This is a genomic window from Corallococcus sp. AS-1-6 (genome assembly GCF_020037015.1).
Classification (GTDB): domain Bacteria; phylum Myxococcota; class Myxococcia; order Myxococcales; family Myxococcaceae; genus Corallococcus.
The window spans coordinates 156,719-169,638 of record NZ_JAIQDE010000001.1; the positions used below are offsets into that span (position 1 = coordinate 156,719).

Sequence of the window (12,920 nt, forward strand, 5' to 3'; positions counted from 1 at the left end):
CCTACTGCGCGGTGGCCTCGTTCCACACCTCCGTGACGCGGCCCACCTGGTCGAAGGCGCAGTGCTGCGCGCCCGCGATGACCTTGTCGTTCACCGGGAACTGGAGCCCGGTGAGGTACTGCTCCGCCGCCTGGATGTCCTGGAGGAGGGAGTCCTGGTACAGCGAGCGCGGGTTGCTGCCGTTGTACGTGGAGGCGCCGTCGCCGTGCAGGTAGATGGCCAGCCGCATGGGCGCGGGCGCGATGCCCGGCTTCGGCTCGATGTACTTCACCTCCGTCGCGCCCACCTGCGCCACGCAGTACGTCAGCGTGCCCGCGTCCGTAAAGGCGGCGAGGGCGAAGCGGGACCTGGTGGCGGGGACTCGGGGGAGGGGGGAGGCGACGCCTCTGTTCAGCAGCCAGTATACCGGGTATAGATTTCCAGCCGGGAAAGGAAATTCTTTCATGACTGGACGCGTGAACCTGATGGCGCCGGAAGTCCGGGCCAATCCCTACCCCGTCTACGCGGAGCTGCGCCGCAGCGCGCCGGTGTGTCAGGTGGAACCCGGCGGGCTGTGGGCCATCACCCGCTTCGAGGACGTGGCCGCGGCCTTCAAGAACCCGCAGGTGTTCTCCTCGGCCGGGGTGCGCACGACGACGGCGCCGCCGTGGCTGGGGCACAACCCCTTCTCCGAGTCGATGATCGTCATGGACCCGCCGCACCACATGCGGCTGCGCACGCTGGTGAGCCGCGCGTGGACGCCCGCGGCGGTGAACCGGCTGGAGCCGCGCATCCGGAGCTTCGCGCGGATCCTCGCGGAGCGGCTGTCCCCGGAGCGCGAGGTGGACTTCGTGGACGCCTTCGCCATGCCGCTGCCCGCCAGCGTGATTGGCGAGCTCTTCGCCTTGGACCCCACCATGACGGCCCGCTACAAGCGCTGGTCGGTGGACCTGTCCAGCGTGTCCGGCACGACGGAGAAGGACACCCACCGGCACGAGTCCATCAAGGCCACCGTGCGCGAGATGGAGGACTACCTGTCCCACGTCGTCGCCGAGCGCCGCCGCCACCCGCAGGACGACATGGTGTCGGACCTGGTGAGGACGCGCGTGGAGGGCGAGGAGCTCACCGACGCGGAGCTGATGAGCTTCCTGTTCCTGCTGGTGGTGGCGGGGCTGGAGACCACCGTGCAGCTCGTCAGCCACTGCGTGCGCATGCTGATGGAGCAGCCGCACCTGGTGGCCCGGCTGCGTGAGAACCCGTCACAGGTGGGGCGCTTCGTGGAGGAGGTGCTGCGCTACGAGCCCTCCGTGCACGGCCTGGTGCGCGTCACCACGAAGGAGACGCAGGTCGCGGGCGTGGTGATTCCGGAGGGCGCGCGCGTGGCGCTGATGATCGGCTCCGCGTGCCGCGACGGCGAGCGCTTCAAGGACCCGGACACCTTCGACATGGACCGCGAGGGCGTGAACAACATGCCCTTCGGCCACGGCATCCACTTCTGCCTGGGCGCCCCGCTGGCCCGGCTGGAGGCGCGCGTGGGCCTGGAGGTGCTGCTCTCCCGCTTCACGCGCTTCACGCCCACGGGCCCGGTGAAGTGGAACACCTCCCTCACCGTGCGCGGCCCGCTGAGCCTGCCCCTCGTCCCGCACGCCTGAGGCGCGCGCTACGCCTCGATGTCGAACGCGAGCGACACGCGCTCGCCCGGGGCCACGTGCAGCAGGCCCTCGCCGGTGGCCAGCGCCCCGGCGGCGGCCGTCCACGGCTCCACGCAGACGAAGTCCTTGCCCTGCAGCGTCCACACGACGAGCAGGCGGAACTCCTGGCTCCAGGACAGCTTCACGGGGGACAGGCCCGGCCCGCGCTCCAGCACCGTGCCCGGCGCGGAGTGGTCGCGCAGGTGCATGTCCACCTCCTGCGCCGTGAGGTCCAGGCCGGTGAAGGGCACCTCGTGCTTCGCGCGGTTGTCCCACGCGTGCGTGGCGTCCGTCTCCACGCGGGCCTTCGCCTTGTTGCCCTGAGGCACGCGGAAGTACGGGTGGTAGCCCAGGTGCAGCGGCAGGGGCCGCGTGTCCCGGTTCTCCACGTCGAAGTCCACCGTGAGCCTGCGGCCCGCCAGCGAGAACGCCAACTGCGCGTCGAAGGCCCACGGGTACTGGCGCAGCGTCTCCTCCGACGACGTCAGCCCCAGCACCAGCAGCGACCCCTCCGCCTGGCGCACCGTCCACGGCAGCTTCCGGGCGAAGCCGTGCTGCGGCAGCGTGTACGCCTTGCGGTCCGCCGGATACGTGTCCCCGGGCAGGGGGCCGGCGATGGGGAAGAGCACGGGGATGCCCCCGCGCACGTTCTTCGTGAGGTCGGCGACGGTGCTCTCGTCCAGATAGAGCACGTCCTCGCCGTCCACCACCATGCGCGTGACGAGCGCGCCGCGCGTGGGAATCACCTCCACGCGGCAGCCGCCATCCTCCAGCGCATAGGTCTCCAGCCCCGCGATGCCCGGGAACGGTCCGCTCATGGGACTAGATGGCCCCTTCCTTCGGGTCGCTGTCCATGAACGGGTAGGGGACCTTCACCGGCGGCGCGAAGTTCTCCTTGATGGTGCGCGGGCTGGACCAGCGGAACAGGTTGATCATCGACCCGGACTTGTCGTTGGTGCCCGACGCCCGGCTGCCGCCGAACGGCTGCTGGCCCACCACCGCGCCCGTGGGCTTGTCGTTGATGTAGAAGTTGCCCGCCGCGTTGCGCAGGCCGCTCATCATCTGCTCGATGGCCTTGCGGTCGCGCGCGAAGATGGCGCCCGTCAGCGCGTACGCCGCGGACTGGTCGCACTCCTTCAGCGTCTCCTCGAACTTCGCGTCCGGGTAGACGTACACGCCCACCAGCGGCGCGAAGATCTCCTCCGTCATGATGCGGTGGCGCGGGTTCGTGCACTGCACCAGCGTGGGCTGCACGAAGTACCCCTCGCTCTTGTCCGTGCCGCCGCCCGCGACGATGGTCGCGTCGCCGCCGGACTTCGCCAGCTCGATGTACGAGGACACCTTCTTGAACGAGCGCTCGTCGATGACGGCGCCCATGAAGTTGCGGAAGTCCGCCACGTCGCCCATCTTGATTTCACCGATGAGCGCCTGGAGGCGCGGCTTCAGCTTGGGCCACAGGGACTCCGGCACGTAGACGCGGCTGGCCGCGCTGCACTTCTGGCCCTGGTACTCGTAGCCGCCGCGCACGATGGCGACCGCGAGCGCCTCCAGGTCGTCCGCCGCGGACGGGTGCGCGAAGATGAAGTCCTTGCCGCCCGTCTCACCCACCAGCCGCGGGTACTGCTTGTAGCGGCCGATGTTCTCTCCCACCGTCTTCCACAGGTGATTGAACGTGGGCGTGGAGCCGGTGAAGTGGATGCCGCCCAGGTGGGGGCTCGCCAGCACCGGGTTGCCCACCGTGGGGCCGTCGCCGGGCAGCATGTTGATGACGCCGTCGGGCAGGCCCGCCTCGCGCAAGAGCTCCAGGCCGTACCACGCGCTCAGGGCCTGCGTGGAGGACGGCTTCCACAGGATCACGTTGCCCATCAGCGCGGGCGACACGCAGAGGTTCAGCGCGATGGAGGTGAAGTTGAACGGCGCGATGGCGAAGACGAACCCGTCCAGCGGCCGGTAGTCCGTCATGTTCCACGTCTGCGGCGAGTTCTCCGGCTGGAGGGAGAGGATCTGCTGCGCGAAGTGGACGTTGTAGCGCAGGAAGTCGATGAGCTCGCACGCCGCGTCGATCTCCGCCTGGTGCGCCGTCTTCGACTGGCCCAGCATGGAGGACGCGTTGAGCAGCGGGCGGTAGCGCGTGGTGAGCAGCTCCGCGGCGCGCAGGAAGATGGCCGCGCGCGCGTGGAACGGCATCCGCGCCCAGTCCTCCTTCACGCTCATGGCGTTCTGGATGGCCTGCTCCACGTGGCCCGCGTCGGCCTCGTGCAGGGTGGCCAGCACGTGCTGGTGGCGGTGCGGCATGCGCACGGTGTCCGTCTTGCCGGACTTCACGTGCTTGCCCCCGATGACGACGGGGATGTCGATGCGCTCCCCGCTCATCCGCTTGAGGGTGGACTGGAGCTCCGCGCGCTCCGGGGTGCCGGGGGCGTAGGAGAGGACGGGCTCGTTCTTGGGAGCCGGGACGCGGGGGAAGGCGTTGAGCACGCGAGGACCTCGGGACGAGAGGAGGGAAAGTTCGGGCAAGGTATAGCCCTCCCCGTGTCCCAGGTCAGTGACAGAAGCGCGGGGCGTCCTCGCCGAGACACCAGGCCCCGGCATCCGTCCGGTTCAGCCCTCGCCCGCGGCCTTGGCGGTGGCGCCCCTCGCGCGCTGCAGCACGGCGTGCAACTGCGCGATGAGGTACGGCGGCTTCACCGGCTTGACCAGGTACGCGTCCGGCTGGGGCTGCCCGGGCTCCAGGTCCGTGCGCGGCGGGTAGCCGCTGACGAACATCACCGGCAGGTTCGCCAGGGAGGGCTCCGCGCGCACGCGGCGGCACAGCTCATAGCCGTCGATGCCCTCCATGTTCACGTCCGACAGGAGCACGTCCGGCGGCTGCGCCAGCGCGTGCGCGAGCCCCGTCTCTCCATCCGAGGCCACCGTGCAGTCGAACTCACCCGACAGGAGCAGCCTCAGCGTCTCGCGCATGGTCCAGGAGTTCTCCACGATGAGGACCTTGGGCTTCACGGTGCATCGACTCCCGGGGAGGCAACGACGGACGGCAAGGGGGAAACCGCGCGCACAGCATCCCCCCGCCGTGCGCACCGGGCAAGAGGTCCCCCCTCACCCGTGAGAATTCGTGAAAGCCTCCACCTCACGGGTTTGCCGCCAACGCCCTCAACCCTCGGGTGGCGGATTCACGAGCCCGCGCCGGGAAACCTCGGAGTCCGGCTCCTCGTCGCCCCGCGCCTCGCGCTCGGGGACCTCTTCGTCCTGCCACTCCGCGCCGCGCTCCACCTCCGCCTCCCAGCGCGTCTCCCGCAGCGGGCCCGGGTTCTCGTCCTCGCGGGCCGCGGCCCGGGAGCGCTCGCGGGCCAGCTCGGCGGCGCCGCGGTCCAGCGCGTCCTCCATCCGCCCCCGGTTACGCGGCTGGAAGTTCTTGGAGTCCTTGTCCGAAGCCATGGTGTCACCTCCGACGGGAAGGTGGGATGCGCCGGGACGGCCGGGCAATGACGGCGCGTGCGCCCGCCGCCCGCCTGGCCGCCCAGGTGCGGGAAGGGCGATGTGCGCCGTCCCACCGCGTCAGCGCGGCGCGGAGGCCGGGCGCCGGGCCAGCGGCTGCGCGTCCTGCCGCGACAGGCGTTGGAGCTCCGGCGCCACGTCCCCGGTGGGCGCGGCGATGCTGCACCGCGCGCCGCCGTGCACCAGCCCCACCACGCGCAGGTGCTCGTCCACCAGCGGCGCGCCGGAGTCCCCGGGCACGCCGTGCATCGTGGTGAAGAGCGCGTTGGGCACGTCCGGCAGCGACGGGCAGCGGCCCCAGCGCTCCACCCTCACCCGCTGCGGTTCGCCGGGCCGGTCATGGCGTCCGGTGAAGACGAGCATCGCGCCGGGGATGGGCAGCCCTTCGGCCACCTCCAGCGGCGCCACCGGCGCCTTCGCCTCCAGCTCCAGCACCGCCATGTCCCGGCCGCGATCCACGAACACGTAGCGGCCCCTCAGGCGCCGTCCGTCCTCGAAGTTCGTCCGCTCCTCGCCCGCCTCCGGCGCGACGCAGTGGGCCGCGGTGAGCACGTGCCGGCCCTGGCCCACCACCACGCCCGCGCAGTGGCCGTCGCCCAGCGTCACCGTGGCGGCCTGGGCCTTCCCCAACCCTTGCGCTTCGCCCGGGCCGGACTGGCCGCAGGCCATCCAGGCGGTCACGGCCGCGAGTGCCACCGTGGCGCCGCCCCACTTCCATGCACGCATGCCGCTTCCCCCTCCTCCCCCGGGCGACGGGCCTGGGGGTGCGTGGCAACGGTGTGCACGCACGCGGGCGCGTCGTGGGAGCGGGGGTGGAAGCGGCTCCCCAGCAGGCGTCCGGGCGCGTCCGCGGGGCTGCTTCCAGCAAGGCGGTGAAACAGGCAATGGGGGCAGAGCGTGCACCTGCTCGGATGTCCCGGAGGCGGTGTCACTGAAACGTGCTATTCCTCGCTACGTCTGGATTCTGGAATCCAGATCCTGGCCCCGGAAACGGCCAGCCCCTGGGCTCGTGAGCGACGACGAGAAGACAACGGTCTTGGATGAACGCACCCGCCCTCCGAGCACCTGGGGGGAGCGGATGCGTACGCCCATCACGTTGCCGGGCTCGGGCATCGGGGAGCGGCGCTCGCTGATTCCGGGCGTCGTCGTCACCGGGCGCTACCGCGTGGAGTCGCTGCTGGGCGAAGGCGGCATGGGCCGCATCTGGCTGGCGGACGACCTGCAGGAGCGCCGCCGCGTGGCGCTCAAGGAGATGCACGTCCCCACGGAGCTGTCCGCGGCGAAGGTGGAGGAGCTGGTGCTGCTGTTCCGGCACGAGTTCTTCGCCATGAAGAAGCTCCAGCACCCGTCCACGCTCAAGGTCTTCGACTGGGGCATGACGGAGGCGGGCAACCGCTTCATCACCATGGAGGTGGTGGGCGGCAAGGACCTGAGCACGCTGGTGCGGGACGCGCCCCTGGACACGCGGACGCTGTATCGCGTGTTGATCCAGATGGCGCAGGTGCTGGCGTTCATCCACTCGCGCCTGTACGTGCACTGCGACATCAAGGCCAGCAACGTGCGCATCACCGAGTCCGGCGCGGTGAAGCTGATGGACTTCGGCGTGATGCACCAGTTGGGCACGCCCAGCCCCGGCAAGCTCAAGGGCACGCTGGAGTACCTGGCGCCGGAGTGGCAGCGCGGCGCGAGCATCGACGGGAGGGCGGACCTGTACTCGCTGGGCGTGATGGCCTGGTACCTGGCCACCCGCAAGCTGCCCTTCAAGCGCAACAGCCCCGCGGTGCTGCTGGCGGATCACCTGACGCGCCCGCCGCCGCGCCCCTCCACGCTGTGCCCGGTGGATCCGCAGTTGGAGGAGATCATCCTCCTGCTGATGGCGAAGGACCCGCGCGAGCGCTTCCAGGACGCGGGCGAGCTGCTGGAGGCGCTCTGCCACGCCAGCGGCGAGCCCGTCCCCGAGGAGCCGCTGTCCGCGCGCGCCAGCTACCTGCACGTGCCGGAGGTGGTGGGGCGCGAGGCGGAGCTGGAAGGGCTGATGAACGGCCTGGCGGAGGCGGACTGGGGCCAGTCGCGCGCGATGCTGGTGGGCGGCCCCGCGGGCGTGGGCAAGACGCGGCTGCTCCAGGAGTTCGAGCTCCAGGCGAAGCTGGCGGAGCTGCCCTTCGGCCGGGGCCAGTGCCGCGCGGAGGGGCTGTCCCCGCTGGCGCCCGTGGCGCAGGCCCTGCGCTGCCTGGTGCCGCACACGCCCGCGGACCTGATGGAGCGCGTGAAGGCCCCGCTCGCGCGCCTGCTGTCGCCGGAGGTGCTGGAGGGAGACCCGGACGAGCAACTGCCGCGCGACGGCTCCGAGGAGAAGGCCGCCTTCTTCGAGGCGCTGACGGAGTGGACGCGCACGCTCGGCGGGCGGCAGTCCTTCGTGCTGTGCTTCGAGGACCTGCAGTGGGCGGACAGCGTGTCGCTGGAGGCGCTCAACGGCGTCATCCGCGCGCTGCACGGCACGCGCGGCATGGTGGTGGGCACGTTCCGCTCGCAGGAGCTGTCGCGCCTGAGCCTCGCGTTCCAGACGGTGGACGAGAAGCTCACGTCCCGCATGGACCTGGAGCCGCTGTCCGCCGAGCACGTGGCCAAACTGGTGGAGCTGGTGCTGCCGGGGCTGGACGTGCCGGGGGGCTTCGTCCAGCGGCTGCACGAGACGACGGGCGGCAACGCCTTCTTCGCCACGGAGTGCCTGCGCATGCTGGTGGAGGCGGGCGCGCTCAAGCGCGTGGGCGGACGGTGGGAGGCGGAGGATGGGCTGGGCACGCGCCCGCTCCCCGCGAGCATCCAGGAGGCGGTGCTGATGCGCCTGGCCAACGCGCCGCCGGAGCAGGTGGCGCTGCTGCGCAAGCTGGCGCCCGCGGGCCGGATGCTGGACCTGCCGCTGTTGCGCGCGCTGTCCGGCCTGCCGGAGGCGGAGCTGTTCGCCGTGCTGGACGGCATCGTGGAGCGGCAGTTCCTCCAGGACGTCGAGGGCCGCTACGTCTTCACGCACGACACCGTGCACCAGGCCGTCTACGACAGCACGCCGGAAGCGGAGCGCCGGGCGCACCACGGCCAGGTGGCGCGGGCGCTCCAGGCGCTGCCCTCGGAGCGCCAGGGCGTGGTGCGCGCGGTGGGCTGGCACTTCGCGCGCTCGGACGCGCCCGCGGAGGCCATCCAGCCGCTCCTGCAGGCGGGCCAGGCCGCCATCGAGGCGGAGGCGCTGCTGGAGGCCACGCTGCTCCTGAAGGAAGCGGCGGGGCTGCTGGAGTCCGCGCCGGACTTCCCGGGCCGCTCGGAGCAGCTCCTGCGCACGTGGGTGTCGCTGGTGGAGGTGGGCTACTCCAGCGACCCGCCGACGTCGGTGGCGTACGCGGAGCGGCTCTTCGCGCACTGGGCGGCCACGGTGGACGTGGAGGCCGGACGGCGCGAGGCGCTCTCCCGGCTCCAGTCCGCGCGCGCGGCCACGCCCGCGGAGCGCGAGGAGCTGCTCATCCCGCTCTTCCGCGAGGTGTCGGCGGACGGGCGGATGGCGCCGGTGGACGTCTTCTGGAAGCGCTCGGAGCTGCAGATCCTCCAGGGCATGGCGCTGGCCATCCTGGGGCGCACGGAGGAGCTGGAGGCGCTCATCGCGCGCGTGGCCGCCGAGCACCCGGAGGACTCGCCGTACCGGGCGGGGCTGTCCGTGGCGCGCTCGACGCTGTGCGCGTACACCGGCCACTGGGCGGGCGGGGTGGCCGAGCAGCGCAAGCAGGTGCAGCGGCTGCGCGAGTTCCGCGACGCGGTGGGGCGTCCGCCCCGGCGGCTGGCGTGGGCGCTGGGCATGGGCGGCTACCTGCTCAACGTGAACCTGGCCCTGCGCGGCGAGCCGCTGGACGAGGAGCTGCTGAGGGACGGGCTGCACCTGGCGGAGGGCCAGGGCTTCACCGACGTGCGCGCCTACCACCTCTTCGCGCAGGTGGCGCGCGCGGCCTTCACCGGCGACGGCGCCGCGTTCGCGTCCGCGCTCGCGCAGAAGACGGAGCTGGTGCGGCGGCTGGGCAGCCCCCGGCTGATGGAGCGCAACCTGGCCCTCTTCACGCCGCCGTACTACCTGGAGCGCGGCGAGCACGAGCTCGTGGCCGCGGTGGTGTCGCGCGGCGAGGCGCTCTCGCGCGTGCTGCCCGAGGACCGCTGGCTGCGCGCGCACGTGCTGGTGTACCAGGCGTGCCGCGACGTGCTCTTCGAGGACGCCGCCGCCGCGCGCGAGTCGCTGCCCCGCGCCCTGGAGGCCGCGCGGATGGGCGGCCTGCGCATGGAGACGCTGGTGCACGTGTACCAGTCGCGCTTCGAGCGGGACCAGGGCCGGCTGGCCGCCGCGCTCGTCGCCGCCGAGGCCGCGCTGGCGCGCGCGCTGGACCCGCGCTTCGCCAACCCCTGGGACGAGATCCTGGCCCGCCGCGCCCTGGCGCCGCTGGTGTCGCGGGCGGAAGGGGACGCGCACCTGCGCCACGCGCGCCTGCTGGCGGAGGCCACGGGCAACGTGCTCCAGATGGGCCTCGTGTACATGCAGCACGCGGAGCGGCACGGCACGCCGGAGGAGGCGATGCGGGAGCTGGAGATCGCCGAGCGGGCCTTCGCCACCGCCCGGGCCACGCACCTGCAGCAGTTGGCCCAGTCGCTGCGCGGCCCGCTGTCGCGCCAGCTCGAGGGGGACGTGAAGCAGAGCGCCTGACGGCCGGGTCGTGCTTAGGATGGGCCCATGGCCTCGTCCCCCCTGCGCTTCTGCCTGGACTACCTGTCCCCGTACGCCTACCTCGCCTGGCTCCGCATGCCCGCCATCGCGGAGCGCCACGGCCGGGTGCTGGAGCCCGTGCCGGTGCTGCTCGCGGGGCTGCTCAACGCCGTGGGCTCCATTGGCCCGGCGGAGATCCCCGCCAAGCGCGTCTACGTCTTCAAGCAGACGTTCCGCATCGCGCACGAGCAGGGCGCGCCCTTCACCCTGCCGCCCTCGCACCCGTTCAACCCGCTCTTGTCCCTGCGCGTGACGGCGGCGGTGGACGACGTGTCGGAGCGAGTGCGGCTCACCACCGCGCTCTACTCGGCCGCGTGGGGCCAGGGCCGGGGCATCGAGACACCGGAGCAGGTGGGCGCGGTGCTGACGGACGCGGGCTTCGACGCGCGGGCGCTGCTCGAGCGGGCCCAACTGCCGGAGGTGAAGGACCGCGTGCGCGAGAACACGGAAGGCGCGCTCGCCCAGGGCGCCTTCGGCGTGCCGTCCGTGCTGGTGGACGACGAGATGTTCTGGGGCGTGGACTCGCTGGGCCACCTGGAGCGCTTCCTGGAGGGCCGCGACCCGCTCACCCCCGCGGACCTGGCGCGCTGGAGGGACCTGCCCGCCACGGCCGCCCGGCGCCAGGACGGAAAGCCCCGCCCGTGAACGTGCTCGGGCAACTGGGGGTCGCCGTCGCCGGGCTGGTGCTGGCCGGCGTGCTCCTGTTCCTCAACTTCTGGCGCGCGCTGCTCTACCTCTTCCCCCACACCGTCCGGGTGGAGCCGGAGGCCCCCGCGGACCAGATGGACCTGCCGGACTCCCTGGCCTCCCTGGCGCTCCAGCTCCAGGCGCTGGGCTTCACGCCCGTGGGCAGCCACGAGGAGAAGCCGCTCCTCCAGAAGGCCACCCGCTCCTACGACTGGGCCCACCCGGGCGAGCGCGTCTTCGCCACCCTCCACGAGGGGGGCGACGGGCTGCCCCGGCTCTACCTGCTCACCCCCCTGGCCTCCGGGGGCTTCGTGGTGACGGCCAGCTACCGGCGCCCCGCGCTGGACGTGCCCGGCTACCGCTCCGGGTCGCTGGAGGACGCCGCACCGGAGCGCCTGTTGCGCGCGCATGTGCGACGACTCGAGGGGGTGGACCCGGCGGGGCCGGAGGGCTTCACCTGGGAGGGGCGAGTCCAGGCGGCCAGGGCCTGGTACCAGGGGCTGGGGCGCAAGGAAATCCGCCGCCAGAACCTCCAGGGGCTGTTGTGGACGGCCATCGCGCTTGCCATCGTCGCCAGCGCCTTCCTGGGACGGCGCGCGGGCTGACGGCCCCCCGGACGCTTTTCCACGTCACGTCGTGCGTGCACCGCGCGCCCCGGAAGAGTAGGGAGACGAGCACCATGAAGAGCGTGTCCAAGAACGAGGAAATCTACTTCCTGTCCGGCAAGCGCACCCCGTTTGGTACCTACGGCGGCAGCCTCAAGGACCTGAGCGCCACCGACCTGGCCGTGGAGTCCGCGAAGGCGGCCCTGGCCCAGGCGGGCGTCTCCCCGGAGCTCATCGAGCACGTGGTCTACGGCAACGTCGTCCAGACGAGCTCGGACGCCATCTACCTGCCGCGCCACGTGGGCCTGCGCACGGGCGTGCCGGTGCCGGTGCCCGCGCTGGGCGTCAACCGGCTGTGCGGCTCCGGCTTCCAGGCCTTCGTCACGGCCGCGGAGATGATGCTGACGGGCGGCGCGGAGGCGGTGCTGGCGGGCGGCACGGAGTCCATGAGCCAGGCACCCCACGTCATCCGCGGCGCGCGCTGGGGCCTGCCGCTGGGCAAGGGCGGGCTGGAGGACATGCTCTGGACCGCCCTCACGGACAGCTACACGGGCAACGCCATGGCGCTCACCGCCGAGCAGCTCGCGGTGGACTACGACATCAGCCAGGACGACGTGGACCAGTACGCCGTCCTCACCCAGAAGCGCTTCGCCGCGGCGCAGGAGGCGGGCCGGCTGGCGGAGGAAATCGCGCCGGTGACGCTCAAGGGCAAGAAGGGCGACACGGTGGTGTCCAAGGACGAGCACAACCGCCCGGAGACCACGGTGGAGGGGCTGCGCAAGCTGCCCAAGGTGTTCAAGAAGGACGGCGTGGTGCACGCGGGCGCGGCCAGCGGCATCTGCGACGGCGCGGGCTCCATGGTCATGGCCACGCGCTCCTTCGTGGAGAAGCACGGCCTCAAGCCCGTGGCGCGGCTCGTCAACTGGGGCATCGCCGGGTGCGACCCGCGCATCATGGGCATTGGCCCCGCGCCGGCCATCCGCAACCTGCTCCAGCGCGCGGACGCGAAGCTGACGGACGTGGACCTCTTCGAGGTCAACGAGGCCTTCGCGCCCCAGTACCTGGCCGTGGAGAAGGACCTGGGCCTGCCACGCGACGCCACCAACGTCAACGGCGGCGCCATCGCCGTGGGCCACCCGCTGGGGGCCTCCGGGGCCCGCATCACCATGACGCTGGCGTACGAGCTGAAGCGCCGGGGCGCCCGCTATGGTATCGGGTCCGCCTGCATCGGTGGCGGCCAGGGCATCGCCGTGCTGGTCGAGGCGCTCTAGGCGCGCAGGGTGGCGACGGGGTACGGGGCAGACGACTTCCGGACGGGACGTGGTGAGATGAGCAACGAGGTGGACGCGAAGACGGCCCGCGAGCGGGCCAAGGCCATCGCCGAGCAGCGCCGTGCCGAGCGCCGCAACCGCAAGCGCCGCTGTGTGGTGTGCGGCGTGGAGGAGAGCGACAAGACGCCCCTGACGGCCCACCCGGAGGGCATCGGTCCCGCCTGCAAGGACGAAGTGACCTGTCAGGCCCGGCGCGCCGCCGCCGGACGCTGAAGGGCCGGGCGCCCACGCCCCCCGCCGCACTGTCGGCGGGTGGACGGTGGGCGGGCCCCCGCTCGCTGGCGGACGCCCCGAGGGGTGGGAGGCGGCTCCCGGGCCGGATTGTCGGGCCCGTTTCTTG

Annotated in this window: 12 protein-coding genes; 6 read left to right on the forward strand and 6 right to left on the reverse strand. The window is 72.3% G+C overall.

The features are described 5' to 3' along the window. Nucleotide 1: 1 nt before the first annotated feature. Nucleotides 2-445, reverse strand: a complete 444-nt coding sequence (locus K8612_RS00695; protein ID WP_223760921.1) for a hypothetical protein — start codon at nucleotides 443-445, stop codon at nucleotides 2-4. Between K8612_RS00695 and K8612_RS00700 the strand changes: the two genes are divergently transcribed. Continuing rightward, the gene (locus tag K8612_RS00700) at nucleotides 444-1,631 is read left to right on the forward strand and encodes a cytochrome P450 (protein ID WP_223760922.1); all 1,188 of its coding nucleotides are present in this window, start codon (nucleotides 444-446) and stop codon (nucleotides 1,629-1,631) included. The genes K8612_RS00695 and K8612_RS00700 overlap by 2 nt on opposite strands. Before the next feature lie 8 nt (nucleotides 1,632-1,639). Here K8612_RS00700 and K8612_RS00705 read toward each other — a convergent pair whose 3' ends face one another. The 5 genes from K8612_RS00705 to K8612_RS00725 all read right to left on the reverse strand — a co-directional run bounded on the left by K8612_RS00705 (nucleotide 1,640) and on the right by K8612_RS00725 (nucleotide 5,891). Further along, nucleotides 1,640-2,488 carry an aldose epimerase gene (locus K8612_RS00705; protein WP_223740127.1) on the reverse strand — a complete coding sequence of 283 codons (849 nt, stop codon included), beginning with the start codon at nucleotides 2,486-2,488 and terminating at the stop codon, nucleotides 1,640-1,642. Between the two features lie 4 nt (nucleotides 2,489-2,492). Continuing rightward, nucleotides 2,493-4,148: an L-glutamate gamma-semialdehyde dehydrogenase gene (gene pruA, locus K8612_RS00710; RefSeq protein ID WP_223761166.1), complete on the reverse strand. Its 1,656-nt coding sequence runs from the start codon at nucleotides 4,146-4,148 to the stop codon at nucleotides 2,493-2,495. Between the two features lie 123 nt (nucleotides 4,149-4,271). Beyond that, a complete protein-coding gene (locus K8612_RS00715; RefSeq protein ID WP_223740126.1) occupies nucleotides 4,272-4,670 on the reverse strand; it encodes a response regulator in 399 nt (132 codons plus the stop codon). Between the two features lie 150 nt (nucleotides 4,671-4,820). Next, nucleotides 4,821-5,105: a hypothetical protein gene (locus tag K8612_RS00720; protein WP_223740125.1), complete on the reverse strand. Its 285-nt coding sequence runs from the start codon at nucleotides 5,103-5,105 to the stop codon at nucleotides 4,821-4,823. 120 nt (nucleotides 5,106-5,225) lie between these two features. Further along, on the reverse strand, nucleotides 5,226-5,891 hold the full coding sequence (locus K8612_RS00725; RefSeq protein WP_223740124.1) for a serine protease: 666 nt from the start codon (nucleotides 5,889-5,891) through the stop codon (nucleotides 5,226-5,228). A 352-nt stretch (nucleotides 5,892-6,243) separates the two neighbouring features. On the opposite strand from K8612_RS00725, the gene K8612_RS00730 reads away from it, so the two are divergent. The 5 genes from K8612_RS00730 to K8612_RS00750 all read left to right on the forward strand — a co-directional run bounded on the left by K8612_RS00730 (nucleotide 6,244) and on the right by K8612_RS00750 (nucleotide 12,793). Further along, on the forward strand, nucleotides 6,244-9,897 hold the full coding sequence (locus K8612_RS00730; protein ID WP_223760923.1) for a serine/threonine-protein kinase PknK: 3,654 nt from the start codon (nucleotides 6,244-6,246) through the stop codon (nucleotides 9,895-9,897). Nucleotides 9,898-9,924: 27 nt separating this feature from the next. After that, nucleotides 9,925-10,602, forward strand: a complete 678-nt coding sequence (locus tag K8612_RS00735; protein WP_223760924.1) for a 2-hydroxychromene-2-carboxylate isomerase — start codon at nucleotides 9,925-9,927, stop codon at nucleotides 10,600-10,602. Beyond that, nucleotides 10,599-11,249 (forward strand): hypothetical protein, encoded by a 651-nt coding sequence (locus K8612_RS00740; protein WP_223760925.1) that lies wholly within the window; start codon nucleotides 10,599-10,601, stop codon nucleotides 11,247-11,249. The genes K8612_RS00735 and K8612_RS00740 overlap by 4 nt, the downstream gene beginning before the upstream one ends. Before the next feature lie 74 nt (nucleotides 11,250-11,323). After that, nucleotides 11,324-12,520 carry an acetyl-CoA C-acetyltransferase gene (locus K8612_RS00745; RefSeq protein WP_223760926.1) on the forward strand — a complete coding sequence of 399 codons (1,197 nt, stop codon included), beginning with the start codon at nucleotides 11,324-11,326 and terminating at the stop codon, nucleotides 12,518-12,520. 57 nt (nucleotides 12,521-12,577) lie between these two features. Next, on the forward strand, nucleotides 12,578-12,793 hold the full coding sequence (locus K8612_RS00750) for a hypothetical protein (RefSeq protein ID WP_014399195.1): 216 nt from the start codon (nucleotides 12,578-12,580) through the stop codon (nucleotides 12,791-12,793). Nucleotides 12,794-12,920 lie beyond the last annotated feature (127 nt).

What these genes read in the sequence shown, in the direction of transcription:
- K8612_RS00700 (WP_223760922.1), top strand. Translation starts at nt 444, where the DNA reads ATGACTGGACGCGTGAACCTGATGGCGCCGGAAGTCCGGGCCAATCCC.
- K8612_RS00695 (WP_223760921.1), bottom strand. Translation starts at nt 445, where the DNA reads ATGAAAGAATTTCCTTTCCCGGCTGGAAATCTATACCCGGTATACTGG.
- K8612_RS00705 (WP_223740127.1), bottom strand. Translation starts at nt 2,488, where the DNA reads ATGAGCGGACCGTTCCCGGGCATCGCGGGGCTGGAGACCTATGCGCTG.
- K8612_RS00720 (WP_223740125.1), bottom strand. Translation starts at nt 5,105, where the DNA reads ATGGCTTCGGACAAGGACTCCAAGAACTTCCAGCCGCGTAACCGGGGG.
- K8612_RS00725 (WP_223740124.1), bottom strand. Translation starts at nt 5,891, where the DNA reads ATGCGTGCATGGAAGTGGGGCGGCGCCACGGTGGCACTCGCGGCCGTG.
- K8612_RS00730 (WP_223760923.1), top strand. Translation starts at nt 6,244, where the DNA reads ATGCGTACGCCCATCACGTTGCCGGGCTCGGGCATCGGGGAGCGGCGC.
- K8612_RS00735 (WP_223760924.1), top strand. Translation starts at nt 9,925, where the DNA reads ATGGCCTCGTCCCCCCTGCGCTTCTGCCTGGACTACCTGTCCCCGTAC.
- K8612_RS00745 (WP_223760926.1), top strand. Translation starts at nt 11,324, where the DNA reads ATGAAGAGCGTGTCCAAGAACGAGGAAATCTACTTCCTGTCCGGCAAG.
- K8612_RS00750 (WP_014399195.1), top strand. Translation starts at nt 12,578, where the DNA reads ATGAGCAACGAGGTGGACGCGAAGACGGCCCGCGAGCGGGCCAAGGCC.